This window comes from Superficieibacter sp. BNK-5 (assembly GCF_047456055.1).
In the GTDB taxonomy this organism is placed as follows: domain Bacteria; phylum Pseudomonadota; class Gammaproteobacteria; order Enterobacterales; family Enterobacteriaceae; genus Superficieibacter.
This window is the reverse complement of record NZ_CP179893.1, coordinates 4,739,568-4,761,967: the sequence shown is the minus strand read 5'-3', so window position 1 is coordinate 4,761,967 and position 22,400 is coordinate 4,739,568. Positions and strand designations below refer to the sequence as shown.

The 22,400-nt window shown below is 55.6% G+C and carries 21 protein-coding genes; 12 read left to right on the top strand and 9 right to left on the bottom strand.

The annotated features are described in order from the left end of the window. Positions 1 to 104 precede the first annotated feature (104 nt). Both purN and purM read right to left on the bottom strand, forming a co-directional pair. The gene (purN, locus tag ACMGGS_RS22775) at positions 105 to 743 is read right to left on the bottom strand and encodes a phosphoribosylglycinamide formyltransferase (RefSeq protein ID WP_414164487.1); all 639 of its coding nucleotides are present in this window, start codon (positions 741 to 743) and stop codon (positions 105 to 107) included. Continuing rightward, complete coding sequence (gene purM / locus ACMGGS_RS22770) at positions 743 to 1,780, bottom strand: phosphoribosylformylglycinamidine cyclo-ligase (RefSeq protein WP_414164486.1); 1,038 nt, start codon at positions 1,778 to 1,780, stop codon at positions 743 to 745. The genes purN and purM overlap by 1 nt, the downstream gene beginning before the upstream one ends. Before the next feature lie 267 nt (positions 1,781 to 2,047). On the opposite strand from purM, the gene bglK reads away from it, so the two are divergent. From bglK to ACMGGS_RS22745, 5 genes are all read left to right on the top strand, one after another. Continuing rightward, positions 2,048 to 2,941 (top strand): beta-glucoside kinase BglK, encoded by an 894-nt coding sequence (gene bglK, locus ACMGGS_RS22765; RefSeq protein ID WP_414164485.1) that lies wholly within the window; start codon positions 2,048 to 2,050, stop codon positions 2,939 to 2,941. A gap of 10 nt (positions 2,942 to 2,951) precedes the next feature. Beyond that, a complete protein-coding gene (locus ACMGGS_RS22760) occupies positions 2,952 to 4,382 on the top strand; it encodes a 6-phospho-beta-glucosidase (protein ID WP_414164484.1) in 1,431 nt (476 codons plus the stop codon). A gap of 249 nt (positions 4,383 to 4,631) precedes the next feature. Then, positions 4,632 to 5,258 carry a uracil phosphoribosyltransferase gene (upp, locus tag ACMGGS_RS22755; RefSeq protein ID WP_103750926.1) on the top strand — a complete coding sequence of 209 codons (627 nt, stop codon included), beginning with the start codon at positions 4,632 to 4,634 and terminating at the stop codon, positions 5,256 to 5,258. Between the two features lie 83 nt (positions 5,259 to 5,341). Further along, complete coding sequence (uraA, locus tag ACMGGS_RS22750; protein WP_414164483.1) at positions 5,342 to 6,622, top strand: uracil permease; 1,281 nt, start codon at positions 5,342 to 5,344, stop codon at positions 6,620 to 6,622. 100 nt (positions 6,623 to 6,722) lie between these two features. Beyond that, complete coding sequence (locus tag ACMGGS_RS22745) at positions 6,723 to 7,424, top strand: DnaA inactivator Hda (RefSeq protein ID WP_414166336.1); 702 nt, start codon at positions 6,723 to 6,725, stop codon at positions 7,422 to 7,424. A 29-nt stretch (positions 7,425 to 7,453) separates the two neighbouring features. Here the strand turns inward: ACMGGS_RS22745 and ACMGGS_RS22740 are convergent, their stop codons facing one another. From ACMGGS_RS22740 to ACMGGS_RS22730, 3 genes are read right to left on the bottom strand one after another with little or no spacing between them, the layout of a single operon-like run. After that, entirely contained in the window at positions 7,454 to 8,908 is a 1,455-nt protein-coding gene (locus ACMGGS_RS22740; RefSeq protein WP_414164482.1) for a leucyl aminopeptidase family protein, read from the bottom strand. A 3-nt stretch (positions 8,909 to 8,911) separates the two neighbouring features. Beyond that, on the bottom strand, positions 8,912 to 9,865 hold the full coding sequence (locus tag ACMGGS_RS22735) for a N(4)-(beta-N-acetylglucosaminyl)-L-asparaginase (protein ID WP_414164481.1): 954 nt from the start codon (positions 9,863 to 9,865) through the stop codon (positions 8,912 to 8,914). A gap of 3 nt (positions 9,866 to 9,868) precedes the next feature. Continuing rightward, the gene (locus ACMGGS_RS22730; RefSeq protein WP_414164480.1) at positions 9,869 to 11,185 is read right to left on the bottom strand and encodes a PTS sugar transporter subunit IIC; all 1,317 of its coding nucleotides are present in this window, start codon (positions 11,183 to 11,185) and stop codon (positions 9,869 to 9,871) included. Positions 11,186 to 11,351: 166 nt separating this feature from the next. On the opposite strand from ACMGGS_RS22730, the gene ACMGGS_RS22725 reads away from it, so the two are divergent. Then, positions 11,352 to 12,218 carry an XRE family transcriptional regulator gene (locus tag ACMGGS_RS22725; RefSeq protein WP_414164479.1) on the top strand — a complete coding sequence of 289 codons (867 nt, stop codon included), beginning with the start codon at positions 11,352 to 11,354 and terminating at the stop codon, positions 12,216 to 12,218. Here ACMGGS_RS22725 and arsC read toward each other — a convergent pair. Beyond that, on the bottom strand, positions 12,215 to 12,574 hold the full coding sequence (gene arsC, locus ACMGGS_RS22720; RefSeq protein WP_414164478.1) for an arsenate reductase (glutaredoxin): 360 nt from the start codon (positions 12,572 to 12,574) through the stop codon (positions 12,215 to 12,217). The genes ACMGGS_RS22725 and arsC overlap by 4 nt on opposite strands. Positions 12,575 to 12,583: 9 nt before the next feature. Further along, positions 12,584 to 14,047: a beta-barrel assembly-enhancing protease gene (gene bepA / locus ACMGGS_RS22715; RefSeq protein WP_194206211.1), complete on the bottom strand. Its 1,464-nt coding sequence runs from the start codon at positions 14,045 to 14,047 to the stop codon at positions 12,584 to 12,586. Between the two features lie 221 nt (positions 14,048 to 14,268). Between bepA and ACMGGS_RS22710 the strand changes: the two genes are divergently transcribed. Further along, positions 14,269 to 15,330: an AI-2E family transporter gene (locus ACMGGS_RS22710; RefSeq protein WP_176917102.1), complete on the top strand. Its 1,062-nt coding sequence runs from the start codon at positions 14,269 to 14,271 to the stop codon at positions 15,328 to 15,330. A gap of 40 nt (positions 15,331 to 15,370) precedes the next feature. Here the strand turns inward: ACMGGS_RS22710 and bcp are convergent, their stop codons facing one another. Both bcp and ACMGGS_RS22700 read right to left on the bottom strand, forming a co-directional pair. Continuing rightward, entirely contained in the window at positions 15,371 to 15,841 is a 471-nt protein-coding gene (bcp, locus tag ACMGGS_RS22705; protein WP_176917101.1) for a thioredoxin-dependent thiol peroxidase, read from the bottom strand. 2 nt (positions 15,842 to 15,843) lie between these two features. Further along, positions 15,844 to 16,413 (bottom strand): glycine cleavage system transcriptional repressor, encoded by a 570-nt coding sequence (locus tag ACMGGS_RS22700; protein WP_414164477.1) that lies wholly within the window; start codon positions 16,411 to 16,413, stop codon positions 15,844 to 15,846. A 145-nt stretch (positions 16,414 to 16,558) separates the two neighbouring features. Here ACMGGS_RS22700 and dapA point away from each other — a divergent pair, with 145 nt between their 5' ends. The 5 genes from dapA to ACMGGS_RS22675 all read left to right on the top strand — a co-directional run bounded on the left by dapA (position 16,559) and on the right by ACMGGS_RS22675 (position 22,325). Continuing rightward, the gene (dapA, locus tag ACMGGS_RS22695; RefSeq protein ID WP_176917100.1) at positions 16,559 to 17,437 is read left to right on the top strand and encodes a 4-hydroxy-tetrahydrodipicolinate synthase; all 879 of its coding nucleotides are present in this window, start codon (positions 16,559 to 16,561) and stop codon (positions 17,435 to 17,437) included. 16 nt (positions 17,438 to 17,453) lie between these two features. Then, positions 17,454 to 18,488 carry an outer membrane protein assembly factor BamC gene (bamC, locus tag ACMGGS_RS22690; RefSeq protein WP_414164476.1) on the top strand — a complete coding sequence of 345 codons (1,035 nt, stop codon included), beginning with the start codon at positions 17,454 to 17,456 and terminating at the stop codon, positions 18,486 to 18,488. A gap of 107 nt (positions 18,489 to 18,595) precedes the next feature. Further along, complete coding sequence (gene purC / locus ACMGGS_RS22685; RefSeq protein WP_276157931.1) at positions 18,596 to 19,309, top strand: phosphoribosylaminoimidazolesuccinocarboxamide synthase; 714 nt, start codon at positions 18,596 to 18,598, stop codon at positions 19,307 to 19,309. A 131-nt stretch (positions 19,310 to 19,440) separates the two neighbouring features. After that, positions 19,441 to 20,307 carry a neutral zinc metallopeptidase gene (locus ACMGGS_RS22680; RefSeq protein ID WP_414164475.1) on the top strand — a complete coding sequence of 289 codons (867 nt, stop codon included), beginning with the start codon at positions 19,441 to 19,443 and terminating at the stop codon, positions 20,305 to 20,307. 17 nt (positions 20,308 to 20,324) lie between these two features. Next, on the top strand, positions 20,325 to 22,325 hold the full coding sequence (locus tag ACMGGS_RS22675; RefSeq protein WP_414164474.1) for a tRNA(Met) cytidine acetyltransferase TmcA: 2,001 nt from the start codon (positions 20,325 to 20,327) through the stop codon (positions 22,323 to 22,325). Positions 22,326 to 22,400: the final 75 nt, after the last annotated feature.

The following is a 22,400-nucleotide window of genomic DNA, read 5'->3' as shown; positions in this document are numbered from 1 at the left end:
AGATGAAATAAATCTGAATGTACCGGAATAACACGCTATTACTACGAATTCGATTAACATCGCAATAACACCTTCTGACGAGGCATTATTACGATGATAATATTTTAATCTGCGGCATATCCCTGGGGCGGCAGAGGGCTACCGTCCAGCCACGCCGCGTTGTCGCGCATTTCAAGACGGCCAGCAACAAACCAGCTAATCACCAGCGGATAGATGTCATGCTCCTGCGCCTGCACCCGTGCGGTAATATCGTCCTCGTTGTCGCCGCTAAACACCGGCACGTTGGCCTGCAAAATAACCGGGCCGCCGTCCAGCTCGTCAGTGACAAAATGCACCGACGTACCGTGGACTTCATCACCGTTTTCCAGCACCTGCTTATGGGTATTCAGGCCCGGATATTTGGGCAGCAGAGAAGGGTGGATGTTTAACAGCCGTCCCTGATAGTGCGCCACGAATTCCGGGCTTAAAATCCGCATATAGCCCGCCAGCACCACTACATCCGGCGCATAGGCGTCAATTTCCAGCATCAGTTCGCGATCAAAGGCTTCGCGGCTGGCAAACTGACTGGCCGTTAATGCATGCGCAGGAATGTTTGCCTGACGCGCGCGCTCAAGGCCGAACGCGTCGGCCTTATTGCTGAATACCGCACGCAGCGTGCCGCCGATCTTTTTCTGCTCGCAGGCGTCAATAATCGCCTGTAAATTACTGCCGTTGCCGGAGATCAGCACCACGATGTTTTTCATTACTCAATGACCACGCGCTCGTCGGAATCAGAAGATTTAATGATACCGATTTTCCACGCCTTTTCACCCTTCTCATTGAGCAATGCAATGGCTTTATCTGCATTAGCCGCCGGCAGCGCGACGATCATGCCAACGCCACAGTTAAAGGTGCGATACATTTCATGACGGCTGACGTTACCCGCACGCTGCATCCAGCCAAAAATGGCAGGCCACTGCCAGGAGGATTCGTCAATCACCGCCTGGGTATTATCTGGCAGTACGCGCGGAATATTTTCCCAGAAACCGCCGCCAGTGAGGTGGGCAATCGCATGTACCTCAATGTTCTCAATCAGCGACAGAATGGATTTCACATAGATGCGGGTCGGGGTCAGCAGGTGATCCGCCAGCGGCTTGCCGTCAAGATCGGTGGTTAGCGGATCGCAGCCGCTCACTTCCACAATCTTACGCACTAGCGAATAGCCGTTGGAGTGCGGGCCGCTGGAGGCCAGCGCGATCAGCACGTCGCCATCAGCGACCTTACTGCCGTCAATAATTTCCGATTTTTCCACCACGCCCACGCAGAACCCGGCCACGTCGTAATCGTCGCCGTGATACATCCCTGGCATTTCCGCAGTTTCACCGCCCACCAGCGCGCAGCCGGATTGCAGGCAGCCTTCAGCGATACCGTGGATAACGCTGGCCGCCGTATCGACATCCAGCTTGCCGGTGGCGTAGTAATCGAGGAAAAACAGCGGCTCAGCACCCTGGACCACAAGATCGTTGACGCACATCGCCACCAGATCGATACCAATAGTATCGTGACGCTTAAGGTCCATCGCCAGACGCAGCTTCGTTCCCACGCCGTCGGTGCCGGAGACCAGAATCGGCTCGCGATATTTCTGCGGCAGGGCGCACAGCGCGCCAAAGCCACCCAGACCGCCCATCACTTCCGGGCGACGGGTTTTCTTCACTACGCCTTTGATTCGGTCGACCAGAGCGTTGCCCGCATCGATATCAACACCGGCATCTTTATAGCTGAGAGAGGTTTTATCGGTCACTGCTGAGTCCCCACGCGTGTTTGCGGTAGAAATAAAATCGGCGCAATTCTAACAGGGAAAGCAAACGTTTGCGAGCCTGCTTTGTGCCAGACGCTGAACAACATGCAGAGACACAAATTTGATACTGTTCACGAAAATGAAACCGGGTACATTCTTATGCTTGCCTCCATGCCCGTGAGTGACCATCATGCCAATGAAACCGGTTTCTGTTTTTGGTTGAGAAAAGCGGTAAGCGGGTACTGACGGGATTCAGGAGGACGAAACAGGATGAAAATTGCCGCATTTGATATTGGTGGCACCGCGTTAAAAATGGGCGTGGTCACCGCTGCCGGAGAACTGTTGGAAAAAGGAAAGCAGACGATCAACAACAGTGATGGCGACGAGATTTTACAGGCCATGCTGACATGGATAACGGCCCATCCGGAGTGTGAAGGGATTGCCATCAGCGCGCCCGGTTACGTCAACCCGCACACCGGCTTTATTACCATGGGTGGCGCAATCCGCAAATTCGATAATTTCGCCATCAAACACTGGCTGGAAGAAAAGGTCCGGCTTCCCGTCGCCATTGAGAACGACGCTAACTGCGTGCTGCTGGCCGAACGCTGGCAGGGCAAAGGCGCAGAGATGGAAAATTTCCTGGTGTTAACCATCGGTACCGGCGTCGGCGGGGCGATTTTCTGTAACAACCAACTGGTGCACGGCGCGCGTTTTCGCGCAGGCGAGTTTGGCTATATGCAAACCGAACGCCCCGGTTCCCGCGACGTGCGTCGCTATTCCATGAATGAAAACTGCACGCTACGCGTTTTACGCTATCGCTACGCCGAACATATCGGCAAAGCGCTGGAGGAGGTTACCGGCGAGGAGATTTTCGACCGCTTTGATGCAGGCGACGTCGTCTGTCAGCGCCTGGTGACGGATTTCTTAAACGGCCTTGGTACCGGCCTTTATAACCTCGTTAATTTATTTGATCCGCAGACGATTCTGATCGGCGGCGGCATTGTCGAACGCCCGGGTTTTCTGGCGCTGCTGCGCGAACACCTGGCCTGGTTCGGCATTGCGGAATACATCGATACCGTCAGTTACGGCAACGACGCCGGATTGATCGGCGCGGTTTACCATTTCAATCAGCAACATCGGTCGCCAGACGGCGATCGTTCATGAGGGAGAGAACATGTCCGGACTTAAAGAAGGTTTTCTGTGGGGCGGCGCGGTCGCAGCGCATCAGCTGGAAGGCGGCTGGCAGGAAGGCGGTAAAGGCGCGAGCGTGGCCGATGTAATGACCGCCGGTGCGCACGGCGTGGCACGTGAAATTACCGACGGCGTGCTGCCGGGGAAAAACTACCCTAACCACGAAGCCATCGATTTTTATCATCGCTATAAAGAAGACGTTGCGCTGTTTGCCGAGATGGGCTTCAAATGTTTTCGTACCTCAATCGCCTGGACGCGTATTTTCCCGAAAGGCGATGAGCAGGAGCCGAACGAAGCGGGCCTGCAATTCTATGACGATCTGTTTGATGAGTGCCTGAAGTACGGTATTGAGCCGGTGATTACGCTTTCTCACTTCGAGATGCCTTATCATCTGGTCAAGGAATACGGCGGCTGGCGTAACCGCAAGCTGATCGACTTCTTTGTCCGTTTCGCGAAGGTGGTCTTTACCCGCTACCAGCATAAAGTGAAGTACTGGATGACCTTTAACGAGATCAACAACCAGGCTAACTATCACGAAGATTTCGCCCCGTTCACCAACTCCGGGCTGAAATATGCGCCTGGTGAAGATCGTGAGCCGGTGATGTACCAGGCCGCGCACTACGAGCTGGTCGCCAGCGCCCTGTCGGTGAAAGCGGCGAGGGAGATCAACCCGTCATTGCAGGTGGGCTGCATGATCGCCATGTGCCCGATCTACCCGCTGAGCTGTGCGCCGAACGATATGATGATGGCGATGAACGCCATGCATCGTCGCTACTGGTTCACCGATGTTCACGTGCGTGGGATCTATCCGCAGCATCTGCTGAACTATTTCGACCGTCGCGGTTTTAAACTGGATATCACCGAAGACGATCACGCCGCGCTGAAACAGGGCTGCGTCGACTACATTGGCTTTAGTTACTATATGTCGTTCGCCACCAAAGCGACCGCCGACAATCCGCAACTTGATTACGACGAAACGAAAAGCCTGGTCTCCAACCCGCACGTGCAGAAATCCGACTGGGGCTGGCAGATTGACCCGGTGGGCCTGCGCTACTCCCTGAACTGGTTCTGGGATCACTATCAGCTACCGCTGTTTATCGTCGAAAACGGCTTTGGCGCGATCGATGTGCTGGAAAAAGACGGTTCAGTCGACGACCAGTATCGTATTGACTATCTCTCTGCCCATATCGCCGAAATGAAAAAAGCGGTCGTGGAAGATGGGGTGGATCTGATGGGCTATACGCCGTGGGGCTGTATCGATCTGGTCTCCGCCGGCACCGGCGAGATGAAAAAACGCTACGGCTTTATCTACGTCGATAAAGACAACGACGGCAACGGTACGCTGGCCCGCAGCCGCAAAAAATCGTTTGACTGGTATAAGCAGGTGATTGCCACTAACGGCGAAAAACTGTAATCCTCGTTTTAGCGGTCAGTCACCGGCTGGCCGCTTTTTTCTTCCGCTGTAGCCGTCTGTCAACTCGCGAAAGCGAGCGCCATGTGAGTTTCTCTGATTTGCTTCCCCGTAACCTTTTAATTAGTAAATGAAATTTTCCTTTACGCGCATATGCTTGATCGACATCAAACAAAAAAATATTGTCGACCAAAAGAAAGGCGGTATAATCCGTCGATTTTTTTTGTGGCTGCCCCTCAAAGGAGAAAGAGAATGAAGATCGTTGAAGTGAAACACCCACTCGTCAAACACAAGCTGGGTCTGATGCGTGAGCAGGATGTCAGCACGAAACGCTTCCGTGAACTCGCCTCTGAAGTGGGTAGCCTGCTGACCTATGAAGCGACAGCCGATCTGGAAACGGAAAAAGTGACTATCGAAGGCTGGAACGGCCCGGTAGAAATCGACCAGATTAAAGGTAAAAAAATCACCGTTGTGCCTATTCTGCGTGCCGGACTGGGGATGATGGAAGGCGTACTGGAGAACGTACCGAGCGCGCGCATCAGCGTGGTAGGGATGTACCGCAACGAAGAAACGCTTGAGCCAGTACCGTACTTTCAGAAGCTGGTCTCCAATATTGATGAGCGTATGGCGCTGATCGTTGACCCCATGCTGGCAACCGGCGGTTCTGTGATTGCGACCATCGACCTGCTGAAAAATGCGGGCTGCACCAGCATCAAGGTGCTGGTACTGGTGGCGGCACCGGAAGGTATTGCGGCGCTGGAGAAAGCGCATCCGGACGTCGAACTTTATACCGCGTCCATTGATCAGGGACTTAATGAGCACGGATACATTATTCCGGGCCTCGGCGATGCCGGTGACAAGCTCTTTGGTACGAAATAAATGAATAAGTAAAAAAAGCCGACTTTGAGAGTCGGCTTTTTTTTGAGTAAAACAACCCACATACAACATTCAGAGGTAATACTATGACGCGCCGTGCTATCGGGGTGAGTGAAAGACCGCCGCTTTTACAGACAATCCCGCTTAGTTTGCAGCACCTGTTTGCCATGTTTGGTGCAACCGTGCTGGTGCCTGTTTTATTCCACATTAACCCGGCCACGGTGCTGCTGTTTAACGGCATCGGCACATTGCTGTATCTCTTCATATGTAAAGGCAAAATCCCGGCGTACCTCGGGTCGAGTTTTGCCTTTATCTCCCCGGTATTGCTGCTTCTGCCGCTGGGTTATGAAGTGGCGCTCGGCGGCTTTATTATGTGTGGCGTGCTGTTTTGTCTTGTCGCTTTCATTGTCAAAAAAGCCGGTTCTGGCTGGCTGGACGTGATGTTTCCGCCGGCGGCGATGGGGGCCATCGTGGCGGTTATCGGTCTGGAGCTGGCTGGCGTCGCCGCGAATATGGCGGGCTTGCTGCCGCCAGACGGACAATCTGCTGATACTAAAACCATTATTATCTCGCTGGTGACGCTGGCCGTGACCGTCTTTGGTTCGGTGCTGTTCCGCGGCTTCCTGGCGATTATCCCAATCCTGATCGGCGTACTGGTGGGCTACGCGCTCTCATTCGTGATGGGCGCTGTGGATACCACACCGATTGCGCAGGCGCACTGGTTCGCACTGCCGACGTTCTATACCCCGCGTTTTGAGTGGTTTGCTATCTTCACCATTCTGCCTGCCGCACTGGTGGTGATTGCCGAACACGTCGGACATCTGGTGGTTACCGCCAACATCGTCAAAAAAGACCTGATTCGCGATCCGGGCCTGCATCGTTCGATGTTTGCTAACGGACTGTCGACCATCGTTTCTGGTTTCTTTGGCTCTACGCCAAACACCACCTACGGTGAAAATATCGGCGTGATGGCGATCACCCGCGTTTACAGTACCTGGGTTATTGGGGGCGCGGCGATTATTGCTATCCTGCTCTCCTGCGTGGGTAAATTGGCCGCCGCCATACAGATCATCCCGCTGCCGGTGATGGGCGGCGTCTCGCTGCTGCTGTACGGCGTGATTGGCGCATCCGGTATTCGCGTGCTGATCGAATCAAAAGTGGATTACAGCAAAGCGCAAAACCTGATCCTGACCTCGGTCATTCTGATCATCGGCGTTAGCGGTGCGAAAGTGCACATAGGCGCGGCCGAACTGAAAGGCATGGCGCTGGCGACCATCGTGGGTGTTGCCCTGAGCCTGATCTTTAAGCTTATCAGCATGCTGCGTCCGGAAGAAATCGTGCTGGATGCCACGGATAAAGGCGCATAAACAAGATGATCCACTCACCGGGTGGCGATCCACCCGGTTCTCAGTCTCCGGTTTTGTGATAAACTCAAGGCGATTTTTGCAAGCCCAGACAGAGGTCCACCTGAACACACCGGCGCAGCTCTCACTGCCACTCTATCTTCCCGACGACGAAACCTTTGCGAGTTTCTGGCCGGGCGATAACCCCTCTTTGCTGGCCGCACTGCAAAACGTGCTGCGCCAGGATCACAGCGGCTATATCTATATCTGGTCCCGCGAAGGGGCAGGGCGCAGCCACCTGCTGCACGCGGCCTGCGCTGAACTCTCCCAGCGCGGCGATGCGGTGGGCTATGTACCGCTGGATAAACGCACCTGGTTTGTACCGGAAGTGCTGGAAGGAATGGAGCAGCTTTCGCTGGTGTGTATCGATAATATCGAATGCATTGCCGGGGATGAGCCGTGGGAAATGGCGATGTTTAATCTCTATAACCGCATCCTGGAGTCCGGTAAAACCCGCCTGCTGATCACCGGTGATCGGCCGCCGCGGCAACTTAAGCTGGGTCTGCCCGATCTGGCTTCGCGCCTCGACTGGGGGCAAATTTATAAACTCCAGCCGCTGTCGGATGAAGATAAACTCCAGGCTTTGCAGTTGCGCGCGCGCCAGCGGGGTTTTGAGATGCCGGAAGATGTCTGCCGTTTTCTGTTAAAGCGGCTGGATCGGGAGATGCGCACGCTGTTTATGACCCTCGATCAGCTCGATCGGGCCTCGATCACCGCCCAGCGTAAGCTGACCATTCCCTTCGTTAAAGAGATCCTCAAACTGTAGGCGTGCCGGGCGACACGCCTGTGTTCTTATTAACTGCTCGCAATATCGTTAAGCAAATGCTGTATCAGCAGCGGGATCGGCCGCCCGGAGGCAACGCTTCTTCCGCTTTCGCGCCATAGCGCCGTGCCGCTTACGTCAAGATGTGCCCACGGAATAGTTGACGGACAAAAATGGTGCAGCAGCCAGGCAGCGGACGCGCTGATGGCGGCATTGTTGCCCGGGGTATTGCACAGATCGGCGATAGCGCTTTCGGTCTGTTTTTTCAGCCGCGCGTCAAGCGGCAGCGACCAGACTTCATCTCCGCTCTGTTGACCTGCCAGGGTTAACGCCTGGCGCAGGGACTCATTCTGCGTCATCAATCCGCTTAACTCATAGCCCAGCGCTTTTACCACCGCGCCGGTGAGGGTGGCGAGATCGATGATATAACGCGTGTCGGGATGTCGCAGGCTGGCCCAGGCGAGGGCGTCGGACAGCACCAGACGTCCCTCGGCGTCGGTATTATTGATCTCCACCGTCATGCCGTTGCAGGCGCGCGCCACGCTACCGGGCTGCATGGCATTCGGCCCGATAGCGTTTTCCGCAAGCGCCAGCACGCCCATTACCCTTACCGGCAGCGCGAGGCCAGCGATGCTGAGCATCAATCCAAGGACGTTCGCTGCGCCGCACATGTCATATTTCATGGTGTACATGCCGGCACCCTCTTTTAGCCACAGCCCGCCGGTATCAAACGTAATACCTTTGCCAACGTAGCTGCGCACCGGTCCGTCAGCGATGCCGTCATAGTGAATAGCCAGCAGGCGGGGCGGCCGTTCTGCACCTTTACCCACTGCATGCAGCAGACCAAGCCCTTGCTCGACGATAGCATTTTCATCCAGCACCTCGCAGCGCAGCGCAGGAAAGGCGGCGCACAGTCGCTGCGCTTCGTCTACCACATACTGTGGCGTACACTGTTCTGAGGGCAAATCCGCCAGTCGGCGGGCAGCAATCATGCCACTGGCGATAACGTGCTGTTGGTGGAACAGCGTTTCCCGTTGCGGCTGGGTTTCCCGCGGACAGTAGCCGACAACACGGCGCAGGCGGGTCGCCGGTGACGATCCGGTTTTCAGACCCAGATCCACCAGCTGATGCGAGAGGTTAAATAAGAAGCGCAGCGTCTTCGCCAGCACCACCTCATCTATGTGCGAGCAGTCGATAATGACCTGTGGGCACGCCGTGTCGGTGAACAACGGCCGCAGGAGGTTGAGCAGCGCATCGGTGACGCCGTCATGCCAGACGCCGGATGGCAGTAGAGTGATGCGTGCGAAGGGGGCGCAGCCAAAGCGCGTGTCCGCGAGTTTCCCCTGCGTAGCAAGCGCTTCCATTTCGTCAATTATCGGCATCGCCCGATAGAGCGGCTGGTCGAAAAGGGGGCTACCGGGAAACGTGATCAGGTGACTTTGCGTCAGATCGCCGGAAAGCCTGTCGGTAAGAGCATAATCAATCATGTTTTATTCCTCAATGGGCGCGCGGATGCGGGCGTTATACGCCTGCATCCAGTCGTCATCCACCGGCTGATAATGGGTTTTCTCCTGAAGCCGATCGGCGCGGAAAACGGTCAGCGGCTGGGTTGCGGTAGCGACGACGAAGGAGAATGTTTTGATGTTGGTGGCTGCGCCGAATTCGCCATGGCGGTTCATGCATACCACCGACAGATCGCCCGCGCGACCAAAGCGCGACATCAGCTTATCTTCCAGTTCGTAAATTACTGAATCGGCTGCCTGCTGCGGAATCATACCCTGTGCCATGCGGCGGACAATTTCGTAGCTGGTGCAGCCTTTCATTAAATCTTCGCCCACCCCCGTCGCGGTTGCCGCCCCGGTTTCGCTGTCGCAATAGAATCCGGAGCCGATGATGGGCGAGTCCCCCAGTCGGCCGCGCTTTTTCATAAACAGGCCGCTGGTGGACGTGGCGACACTCATTGAGCCTTGTCGGTCAAGAGCGATGACACCCACCGTATCGTGACCGTCGTAGGGGCTGAGGCCCTTATCCAGCGTTTCCCGGCATCGCTTGCGGTAGTGTTGTATCGCGCGGTCAGTTAACATTGTTTTCGGCATAAAGCCCTGACTGAGCGCCCACTCCCGGGCACCCTGACCGACCAGCACGCTGTTATAACGCTGCCGACCCAGCGCATGCGCCACTTTTACCGGATTGGCGATATCTATCAGATTACCCACTGCGCCAAAGGCCAGCGTGTCGCCATCCATCCAGGCGGCATCAAGCTCCACCTCGCCGTTTTCAGTAGGCAGACCGCCATAGCCTACCGATTTATAGAACGGATAATCTTCGACGGTGACGACCGCATCCACTACCGATGTCGCTGCCGCGCTTCCGCCCTGTAGCGCCGTCGCCGATGTTGAAACGCCTTCCAGCGCCATCCGCCAGGTTGCAATAATTCCCCACATTCCTTACTCCTGTTTCGCCAGCGCGTTTGCAGCGTTTTCCATATTACGTTCTGCACTGCGATATTGTTTGTCGACAATGCGTATAAAAGGCAGATACAACATCGCGCCAATCAGCAGATTGAGGAGTTGCATAATGCTGCCGGAAAGGTGTCCGGTAACGATAAATCCGCTGATAACCGGTGGCAGCGTCCATGGAATAAAAACGCCGGTAGTGACTGCTACCGCGCCGATTTTCATCGCCACATACTGCACGGTTACCAGCACCAGCGGCACCAGGTTAAACGGGATCAGCATGATGGGATTCATGATCACCGGCAGGCCAAACAATACCGGCTCGTTGATGTTAAAAAGTGAAGCACCCGCGCCAAGACGCGCGACCTCGCGCATGTTTTTGCTACGTGCGAATATCAGCATGGCGATCACCAGCGATAGCGTGGCGCCCGCGCCACCCATCCAGATCATGTCGAAAAACTGTTCAGTGATGATATGCGGCGGCGTGGTTCCGGCCTGGATCGCGGCAATATTATCGGTCTGATTTTCCATCCACAGCGGGCGGATAATGCCGTTAACCATAGAGCCGGAGTTAATGCCTACCGACCACAGAATAGTAATGCTGAAGACCGTCATCAGCGCGCCGAAATAAGAGGTGCCGAAATGGCGTACCGGTGTGGCCACTACCTCGTAAATAAACTGGTGGATGGTTCGGTAAGGGGTATTTTCAAAGCCAATGCGGATCGCCAGCACCAGGATCATCACCAGCAGGGCGGGGATCAGGGCGGCAAAAGACTCCTGTACTGCCGGTGGAACGCCGTCCGGCATTTTGATCACCAGCTTTTTACGCTTTAGCCAGCAGAACAGTTCCGTCCACAGCAGCGAGCCGATCATCGCCACAAAAAGACCGCGAGTGCCGATCCATTCCACGGGCATCACGGTAATGCCGCCGTTCTCCGCCACTTTCAGGAAGGGCGTGAGGATCAAAAAACAAACCAGCGCCAGCACGCCGCAGGAGAGGCGATCGTCAGCACGCTGCTCAGCCAGACGGTAAGCGACCAGGAAACTGATAAACAGCGCCATGGTTGAGAATACCGCGTTAAACGGGATCTCGACGATAGCACTCCAGTTCTCGCCAAACGCCTGCGACATAAACTGTTGATAGGTCTGATTGGGAAAGGAAGAAATCACCAGCAGGATCGAACCGACGATAATAAACGGCATGAAAGAAACATAGGCACCGCGAATGGCGCACAGATGAGGTTGCTGCGCGGTCCTGGCGGCCAGCGGCATCAGTTTCGCTTCAAGAAATCCCAGAACATTGTTCATTGTGAACTCCGTACAAGATTAATCGGTATTGTGTGTGTTATGTATTGAGAAGCTACAGTGGGATTATTCATTAATCCCTGAGGCAGGAAGGTGAATCTGGTCACATTTTATTTACAGGTCAGAATAAATCTCACATGATTAGTTAGGGTGTGATACAGGAGTTATTATGGAAATTAAGCTGCATGCCAACGCTACCACGACCCCAAGGGTGCGAAAATATTTACAGGAGTCGGATAAAAGCGATCGCGAACTGGCGCTGGAGCTGGGTATTTCGGTGACGACGGTCAGGCGTTGGCGCAGACGGGAAAATACGACTGATCGGCAGACGACGCCTGGAAAAATACACAAAGCACTGAGACAGGAGCAGGCTGCTCTGATCAACGCTCTGCGGGAAATGCTACAGGCACCTCTGGATGATTTGCTGTTTTTCGTGACTCAGGGACTGGAAATCCCCCTGTCGCGTGCGACCCTTAATCGTTACCTGAAACCGGCACGCCCGTCGCGCGGAACGTTGGTACCGAAGGGCAAAAAGGCGCTCAGCGCTGGTATCGTGCCGCAACAGCTCAACCTGCATTACTTTTTACTGTCGCTACACAGGGAAGATGATGGCGAACACCATTTGCTCATGGCGCAGGAGCCGGTAAGTGGCTGGTGGTATGCGCGGATCTATGCGGGAATGTCGTCACGACTGCTGGTGAACTGGCTTGAGGAGGCGCTGACACACTGTCCGGTTAAGATACAATGTGTTGAGACAAAAGGACGCTCGTGGTGCGGTATCGACCTGCCTGCTGCCCTCGATCCGTGGCTGCTGGATAAAGGAATGCACGCCGTCATGATCTCCCCGCCGGTGGATACGCAGCCTGTTATTGTATCACCGCCGCTGGCGGAAATTATCCCGGCGGCCCGCAACGCGACACCTGACGAGCTGGTGACTCGGCTGTGTTTACTGGTTAACGGGGGAAGACCGCAGAAAAAACTGGGAGGGATGACGCCGCAGGCTTTTTTACAGACGCTGCGACGTGATGCTGTCTAACTGACAATTTCCAGCACTTGCTCCGGCGGGCGACCGATGCGTGCCTGACCGTTGTTAACGACAATCGGTCTTTCGATAAGCTTCGGATGTTCCACCATTGCCTGAATCAGTTCCTGCTGGCTGAGATGCTCATCGGCCAGGTTCAGAGAGCGGTAGAGATCCTCTTTCTGGCGCATCAGGTCCCGCGCATCGGTCATGCCGAGCATCGTTAACAGTTCGCGCAGGGTGGCTGCATCCGGTGGGGTTTCCAGATAGAGCACTACGTGTGGGTCAATGCCGTTCGATTTCAGCAGGCTCAGGGTGTCGCGGCTTTTAGAGCAGCGTGGGTTATGATAAATCGTTACCGTGTCGGACATGAACATTCCTCACATTTTTTCATACGGGCGGAAGCGCTGCTGCAGGGCGCGTAACTGGTCGATACGCGCATCGTAGCGCGACTGTTCCTGACTGCCGAGCTTAACCTGCGCGCTGGCGCTGCTCAGTAGCGTGATTGCCTGGTCGAGACGTCCCAGCAGCGCCTGGCCCTCCGCACGGGCAGCCAACTCACGATCGCGATGACCGTTGGCCGCTTCGGCCTGCGCCAGCAGATCCCAGCCGTTAGGATCGTCTTTGTAGGTAAAGGTGTAGCGATTCAGGATAGTCGCAGCTTCACGGGTCTGGCCGGCCTGCACATAGGCGTTCGCCAGGTTGAGTTGTAACACCGGATTGGTACGGATCTCACTGGCATTCTTCAGGCGGGCAATGGCCTCGGCATTTTTCTTCTGTCCCAAATCGATATCCGTGGCAAGGTCAAGATACCAGGCGTTATTCGGCTCGGCTTTCAGCAGCGGCTGTAGCGTCTGGCTGGCTTCTGCAAAGCGACCCGCCTCCATGGCCTGTAATGCCCGACCGTATTGCGCGGCGTGCTGCTCGCGAATATTGCCTTTCGCCCAGCTCTCAAGCATATCGCTGGTGAGCTGATTACGTCCGGAATTGTACATCCCCAGAGTACGCACCTTCGCCAGATAAAAACTGGCAGAAGACTGGACTACCACGGCGGGCATCTGATTGGCACGGTTGCGCGCATCGGACAGTCGGCTTTCCGGCAGCGGGTGGGTGAGCAGAATTTCCGGCGGGCGCGACGAATAGCGCGCCTGATCCAGCAGTTTTTCCAGAAAACCGGGCATCGCTTGCGGATCGAACCCGGAACGTTGCAGCACCTGAATGCCGATGCGATCGGCTTCCTGTTCGTTTTGCTGGGTAAAGGTGATCACTCCCTGGCGCGAACCGGCCAGCGTCCCGGTCAACGCCGCCATCCCGGCCTGCGGACTGGCCATCGCCAGCAGGATCGAACCCAGCGTGCCCGCCCAGGTCAGCGGTGCGTTGTTTTTTTGATCTTCCATCGCCCGCGCCAGGTGGCGCTGGGTGACGTGGGAGATCTCGTGCGCCATCACCGAGGCCAGCTGGCTTTCGTTGTCGGCGTAGCGAAAGAGGGCAGAGTGCAGGACCACGTTGCCGCCAAAGAAGGCGAAGGCGTTAATTTCGTCGTTATTAATCAGATAGAAGTGGAACGGGGTGCGTACGGAGTTGGCGTGCGCGACCAGCCGCATGCCCAGCGAGTTAATATACTGAACCAGTAAAGGGTCGTTGATTAACGGCGCGCTGCCGCGGAGCTGGCGAACGTAGTAATCCCCCATTTGCAGTTCCTGAGCAATGGAGAGCGTGCTTCCTGCGGAGGTGCCCATATCCGGCAGCGTATCCGCGGGATCGGCAAAGGCGGGCAGCGCCTGTCCCAGCGTTAGCGTGGCGATAAGAGTGGCTATCAGCGTTTTTTTCAACTGCCTGAACATAACCTCAATCCTGTTATCTGAATTTGCCAGTTTGACCGGCAATGTCACGTAATGTTCCACCGTTGGTGAGCAGCGAGTGTAGCCGTCTGCCTGCGCAAAGAAAATAATAATTGTGCAACGGATAATGTTTCCGCGATAGCACGTAAAAAGCGAAGTCTTTTTTGTGACAGTTCGATACAATTCTTATCTATTGCTCCAGTCATGCCCGCAGGGAAGGTTCTATGCTAGAAATGTTAATGCAGTGGTATCGCCGTCGCTTTAGCGATCCGGAGGCGATTGCGCTGCTGGTCATCCTGGTAGCGGGTTTTTGTATCCTGTTCTTCTTCAGCGGCCTGCTGGCACCGCTGCTGGTCGCCATCGTACTGGCCTATCTGCTGGAGTGGCCTACCGCACGGCTACAGCGCATCGGCTGCTCCCGACGCTGGGCCGCATCCGTTGTACTGGTGCTGTTTGTCGGTATTCTTCTCTTAATGGCGCTGGTGGTTTTTCCCGTCGCCTGGCAGCAGGGGATTTACCTGATCCGCGATATGCCGGGAATGCTCAATAAGTTGTCTGAGTACGCTGCCAACCTCCCACGGCGTTATCCGGCGTTAATGGACGCGGGCATTATTGATGCGATGGCTGAAAATATGCGCTCGCGGATGCTGACCCTCGGCGATTCAGTGGTGAAATACTCGCTTGCCTCGCTGGTCGGGTTACTGACCATCGCCGTCTACCTGGTGCTGGTGCCGTTGATGGTCTTTTTCCTCGTCAAAGATAAAGAGCAGATGCTCAACGCGGTGCGACGCATTCTGCCGCGTAATCGCGGGCTGGCAGGGCAGGTCTGGAAGGAGATGAACCAGCAAATCACCAATTATATTCGCGGTAAAGTGGTGGAGATGATCGTCGTCGGCGTGGCGACCTGGATTGGGTTTATTTTATTTGGCCTCAATTATTCGCTGCTGCTGGCGGTACTGGTCGGTTTCTCGGTATTGATCCCCTACATTGGTGCCTTTGTTGTCACCATTCCGGTGGTCTGCGTGGCGCTTTTCCAGTTTGGCCTTGGCACCGAGTTCTGGAGCTGTTTTGCGGTCTATCTCATTATTCAGGGGCTGGACGGCAACTTGCTGGTGCCGGTACTGTTTTCTGAAGCGGTCAACCTGCATCCGCTGGTGATCATTCTGTCGGTGGTGATTTTCGGCGGGCTGTGGGGATTCTGGGGCGTATTCTTTGCGATTCCGCTGGCGACGCTAATCAAAGCCGTGGTCCATGCGTGGCCGGATGGATTGACGCTCGACGAGTAGACGAAGCGGCCTGCGCGTAAGCGAGGCCGCATAAGGCATATCACGCGTTGGTTTTCACCCAGTTCAGCACGATATCGTGGTGATTGCTGGTTTTGAAATCGTCAAAAACGTGTTCAATTTTACCGTCAGCGTCAATCAGGAAGCTAATGCGGTGGATGCCGTCATAGGTTTTACCCATGAAGGATTTCTCGCCCCAGACGCCAAATTGTTCGCAAACCTGGTGGTCTTCATCGGAAAGCAGCGTAAAATTCAGCAGTTCTTTTTCGGCAAAGCGTGACAGCTTTTCTGGTTTATCCGTGCTGATGCCCAGCACATCCACACCCGCTTTTTTCAGATCATCCATGTTATCGCGCAAACCACATGCTTGTACGGTGCAGCCTGGCGTCATGGCTTTCGGGTAAAAGTAAACCAGCACTCGCTGCCCCTGGAAGTCGGCCAAATTTACTTGTTCACCGTCTTGATCGGGCAAGCTAAATTTCGGTGCGATATCACCGGCTTTCAGTGGATTCATTACTACACTCCATTCTGTTCATCATGCTGTGAATAATTGACGATGTTTATACTGCCTTGTGCGTTCAATTCTGTACATAGGGCTTTGAACGCTTGTTCAAAAAGTGATGCATCCTGCGAGGCCGGGCTGTGGGCGGTGATCTGAATAAATAACTGCGGAACGACGCTCTCGCTACCGGGCTGAGTACGCGATACCAGTTCGGCAATATTCATCTCATGAGTATAAAACAGGGTGGTGAAGCGCTCAATAAGATGCGGAGAATCATCTACTTCTACCTGAACCCAGACCATCGACGGCATTGCCGGACGCAGGTGGGCGGTGGTGCGCTTCATGACGATCAGTAAATCCAGCTCAGCCCCTTTTAACGGTAGCGTCGATTCGATAAGCGTAATGGCGTTCCAGCTTCCGGAAAGCAGCATAATAAAGGTAAATTCATCGCCAAGCATCGCCAGGCGGCTGTCCTCAATATTACAACCGCAACTACTGACGTGACGGGTGATCGCATTCACGATCCCTGGACGGTCAGCCCCCAGCGCAGTGATAACCAGATAGTGTTGTGATGAGGCTGTCAAACCTGTTCTTCCTGTCAGAGGGAGGGTAATCATTAGGAAAGCACAAAAAAAACCGTCATACAACAGGCTCAAAGGTCTGAGTCTCTTGCTTTTATTGCAGTACCAAACGTACCATTAAGGTTCTTGTCAGCACAGAGGATGGCCCATGTTCACGGGAAGTATTGTAGCGCTTGTCACACCGATGGATGAAAAAGGTAAAGTCTGCCGGTCAAGCCTGAAAAAACTGATTGATTATCATGTGGATAACGGAACGTCAGCTATCGTTTCGGTCGGCACCACGGGTGAGTCTGCAACGCTGAGCCACGATGAGCATGGCGATGTGGTCATGATGACGCTTGAGCTTGCCGATGGTCGCATCCCTGTTATTGCCGGAACGGGAGCGAATGCAACCGCAGAGGCGATCAGCCTGACCCAGCGTTTCAATAACAGCGGTATCGTCGGTTGCCTGACCGTCACGCCGTACTACAACCGTCCGACTCAGGAAGGGTTGTTTCAGCACTTCAAAGCCATTGCCGAGCATACTGACCTGCCGCAAATTCTGTATAATGTGCCTTCCCGTACCGGGTGCGATATGCTGCCTGAAACCGTAGGCCGACTGTCAAAAATAAAAAATATTGTTGGTATTAAGGAAGCGACAGGGAACTTAAGTCGTGTTCATCAGATCAAAGAGCTGGTTTCAGATGACTTTGTTCTGCTGAGCGGCGATGATGCGACCGCGATGGACTTTATGCAACTCGGCGGTCACGGCGTCATTTCGGTGACTACAAACGTTGCAGCCCGTGATATGGCTGAAATGTGTAAACTGGCGGCACAAGGGCAGTTTGCTGAGGCTCGCGTCATTAATCAGCGCCTGATGCCGTTACACACTAAATTATTTGTCGAACCCAATCCGATCCCAGTGAAATGGGCCTGTAAGGAATTGGGACTTGTAGCGACCGATACGATGCGCCTGCCGATGACGCCGATTACCGACCACGGTCGTGAAATCGTCAAAGCAGCGCTGAAGCATGCCGGATTGCTGTAAAGTTTAGGGAGATTTGATGGCTTACTCAGTACAGAAGTCGCGCCTGGCGAAGGTAGCGGGTGTTTCGCTTGTGATGCTTCTCGCCGCCTGTAATTCTGACTCGCGCTACAAGCGTCAGGTCAGCGGCGACGAGTCATACCTGGATGCGGCACCGCTTGCCGAACTACATGCGCCAGCAGGCATGATTCTGCCGGTTCAAAATGGTGATTATAACGTTCCTGTCGCTAACGGCAGCGGGGCGGTGGGTAAAGCACTGGACATCCGTCCGCCGGCTCAGCCGCTGGCACTGGTCTCCGGGGCGCGTACCCAGTTTAACGGTGATACCTCCACGTTGCTGGTTGAAGGTAACCGCAGCAGTTCACTGTGGCCGCAGGTGGTCAGCGTGCTTCAGGCGCAGAACTACGCCATTGATAAACGCGATGATGCCAGCCAGACCCTGACGACAGATTGGGTAAACTGGAACCGTCTGGACGAAGACGAACAGTATCGTGGCCGCTATCAAATCAGCGTGAAGGCACAGGGCTATCAGCAGGCGGTGACCGTCAAACTGGTTAACCTTGAGCAGGCCGGCAAGCCGGTTGCCGACGCCTCTTCATTGCAGCGCTATAGTGCGCAGATGATGAACGTCATTTCGGCCGGTCTGGATAAGAACGCTACCGATGCCCAGAATGCGGCGCAGAGCCGCACCAGCGCCACGCTTGACGTACAGAGCGCTGCTGATGACACCGGTTTACCGATGCTGGTGGTGCGCGGGCCGTTCAACGTTGTCTGGCAGCGTCTGCCAGCCGCGCTGGAAAAAGTGGGCATGAAAGTCACTGACAGCACCCGTTCGCAGGGTAACCTGGCGGTAACCTACAAGCCGTTGTCTGACAGCGACTGGCAGGAGCTGGGCGCACGCGATCCGGGTCTGGTCTCCGGCGACTATAAATTGCAGGTCGGCGATCTCGATAATCGCAGCAGCCTGCAGTTTATTGACCCGAAAGGTCATACGTTGACCCAGTCGCAGAATGACGCGCTGGTCGCCGTATTCCAGGCTGCATTCAGTAAGTAATATCAGGGGCTGGAGCAATCCGGCCCTTTTTTCTGACGACCACGCAAACGTGTGCGTCGGCAAAAAAGTACAATTTTTAACGTTAAATTATAGCTGGGGTAATAAAGATGCAAAAGCAAGCTGAGTTGTATCGTGGTAAAGCGAAAACCGTACACAGCACGGAAAACCCGGATCTGTTGGTGCTCGAATTCCGCAATGATACGTCAGCAGGGGACGGCGCGCGCATTGAGCAGTTTGACCGCAAAGGAATGGTGAATAACAAATTCAACTATTTCATTATGAGCAAACTGGCAGAAGCGGGCATCCCCACGCAGATGGAAGCGCTGCTCTCAGACACTGAATGTCTGGTGAAAAAACTGGATATGGTGCCGGTAGAGTGTGTGGTCCGTAACCGCGCCGCCGGTTCGCTGGTGAAACGTCTGGGCGTTGAAGAAGGTATCGAGCTGAACCCGCCACTGTTTGACCTGTTCCTGAAAAATGATGCCATGCACGATCCGATGATCAACGATTCCTACTGCGAAACCTTCGGCTGGGTGAGCAAAGAAAATCTCGCGCGGATGAAAGAGCTGACTTACAAAGCTAACGACGTGCTGAAAAAGCTGTTTGACGATGCCGGGCTGATCCTGGTCGATTTCAAACTGGAGTTTGGTTTGTACAAAGGCGACATCGTGCTGGGGGATGAATTTTCTCCGGACGGCAGCCGTCTGTGGGACAAAGAAACGCTCGATAAAATGGACAAAGATCGCTTCCGTCAGAGCCTGGGCGGCGTTATCGAAGCCTATGAAGCCGTAGCGAAGCGCCTGGGCGTGAAGCTGGATTAATCTGGTTTCGTTATCCTTCACCAGAGGATGGCCCCATCCTCTGGCTTTTTACCCCCGCTTTGCAGTGGTAATCCTGCGTTATACCGCCTACGATCATAATCAACATCAATAACTAAAAGACAGAGGTCGTTATGCGCTGGCAAGGGCGTCGGGAAAGTGACAACGTAGAGGACAGGCGGAACGACTCTGGATCGCCAATGATGGGCGGCGGTCGGGGATTTCGTATTCCAACGGGCAAAGGCGGGATTGTGATCCTGCTGGTCGTCGTGGTGGCGGGGTATTACGGGGTGGATCTGACCGGTCTGCTCACGGGAGAACCGGTATCTCAGCAGCAGACGCAGCGCTCAGTCAGTCCGCAGGATGAAGAAGCGGCAAAATTCACCAAAGTCATCCTTGCGACCACAGAGGATACGTGGGCCAAACAATTTTCCGCAATGGGGCGTGAGTATCAGCAGCCGCGGCTGGTGATGTATCGTGGCGCGACCCGCACCGGTTGTGGCACCGGACAGTCGGTCATGGGGCCATTTTACTGTCCGGCGGACAGCACCGTGTATATCGATCTCTCGTTTTATGACGATATGAAAAACAAACTTGGCGCGGACGGTGATTTTGCCCAGGGCTACGTCATTGCTCATGAAGTCGGGCATCACGTGCAGAAGCTGCTGGGTATCGAAGCAAAAGTGCGCCAGCAGCAGCAAAATGCATCACAGACGGAGGTGAACCGTCTCTCCGTGCGTATGGAATTGCAGGCCGACTGCTTTGCCGGTGTCTGGGGCAACGATATGCAGAAACAGGATGTGCTGGAAGCGGGTGACGTGCAGGAAGCGCTTAATGCTGCAGAAGCTATCGGTGACGATCGCCTGCAAAAACAAAGCCAGGGCCGCGTGGTGCCGGACAGTTTCACCCACGGTACCTCCGAGCAGCGTTATACCTGGTTTAAACGCGGTTTTGACAGCGGCGATCCGGCGCAGTGTAATACTTTCGGTAAATCACTTTAATTCGACAAAGGGCAGTCATGGACGAACTACGCACGCTGACGGCGACGATGGCACAGGAGGGCATTCGCCGCCTGCTGGTGGTGAGCGGCGATCCGGCATGGAGTCTGACGCAGGCCACTTCCCTGCGCCAGAGCCTGCCCGGTGACTGGCTGAGCGTAAGTCCGCAGGCTATGCCTGAGCCGCATTGTCTGCCCGGCGCGCTGGCCACCCTGCTGGGCCGCGAGTTTCATCACGCCATTTTTGATGCGCGTAATGGCTTTGACGTGGCGGCCTTTGCTGCGCTGGGCGGAACGCTACGGGCCGGAAGCTGGCTGGTGCTGCTGGTGCCGCCGCTGGCGGACTGGCCAGCGCAACCCGACGACGATGCTGTGCGCTGGAGCGACACCTCCGCGCCCCTCCCGACGCCCAATTTCGTCCATCACTTCTGCCGTATCCTTAAATCACACCCTCACACCCTGGTCTGGCAGCAGGGGCAGCCGCTGCGGGTGCCGGTTTATCCCGCCAGACCCGCGTGGTGTCCGGCCTCGGGTGAACCGGATGTTGAGCAGGCGCAGGTGCTTAGCCAGCTTATTCACTCACCGGAAGGTGTCGCGGTACTGACCGCGGAACGCGGGCGTGGAAAATCGGCGCTGGCGGGCATGTTTATCCGTCGATTACGTGGCACCGCTATCGTTACCGCGCCTGCGAAAGCGGCGACCGATGTGCTGGCCGCGTTTGCGGGCGATCGCTATCACTTTATGGCCCCCGATGCGTTGCTGGCATCGCAGGCAGCCGCCGACTGGCTGATTGTTGATGAAGCGGCGGCGATCCCCGGTCCGCTATTGCAGCGGCTAACGACACGTTTTTCGCACGTACTGCTGACCACCACCGTTCAGGGTTACGAAGGCACCGGACGCGGATTTCTGCTCAAGTTTTGTGCTCGCTTTCCGCAACTTAAGACGTTCACGCTCGAACAGCCGCTGCGCTGGGCGCGGAATTGCCCGCTGGAAACGGTCATTAACGCGGCGCTGTTATTTAACGATGAGACGTTCTCCATCCGGCCGGAAGGGACGCTGCAATTTAGTAGTGTAGAGCAGCAGGCGTGGCAGATGCAGCCGCAACTGCCCGCCGCCCTGTATCAACTGCTGTCGGGGGCGCACTACCGCACGTCGCCGCTGGATTTACGCCGGATGATGGACGCGCCGGGGCAACATTTTATCGCCGCCCACAGTGACACCGTTCCGGCTGGGGCGCTATGGCTGGTGGATGAGGGTGGCCTGAGCGCCGGGTTGAGTCAGGCGGTCTGGGCTGGATTTCGCCGCCCGCGCGGTAATCTGGTCGCTCAGTCGCTGGCAGCACACGGCGGCAGCCCGTTTGCCGCCACGCTCAGCGCAAGGCGGATCACACGTATTGCGGTGCATCCGCTACGCCAGCGTGAAGGCATCGGTCAGCGGCTGGTGGAGCGGGCCTGTTGCGCCGCAGAGGGTTGCGACTATCTGTCGGTCAGCTTCGGCTATACGCCCGAGCTATGGCGTTTCTGGCAGCGCTGCGGCTTTATGCTGGTGCGCATAGGCAGTCATCGCGAAGCAAGTAGCGGCTGCTATACCGCGATGGTGATCCGCCCCTTCACTGCCAGTGGACAGGCGCTGGCGACGCATGAGCATCAGCGCTTGAGGCGCGATCTGCGCTGGCTGGTGCCGTGGCTTGACGAGACATTGCCGCTGACTGCCAGCGATGACGCTATGCTTAATGAAGATGACTGGTGGGAACTGGCGGGGTTTGCCTTTGCCCATCGGCCGCTACTCTCCTGTGTCGGCAGCCTCAATCGTCTGCGACAGCAGGTCACTTTGCCGCTCCCCGCGCTGCGTGGAAGGCTGGCGCAACAGAGTGAGGCCGCGCTCTGCGCCGAACTGGAGCTGAGCGGGCGTAAAGCCCTGCTTAACCAGATGCGTCAGGAGGCCGCCTGTGCGATGAAAACACTCGATGCCGTGCAGACGCAATTGCTGCGCGACAAGGTGGTTCAACTGCAATATTTTTAACTAACTCATTCAGTTAAATGGCATGGTCATTACCCCCGGACGGCGTAAACTGCCTGTCAGAACAAAGGAGACAGC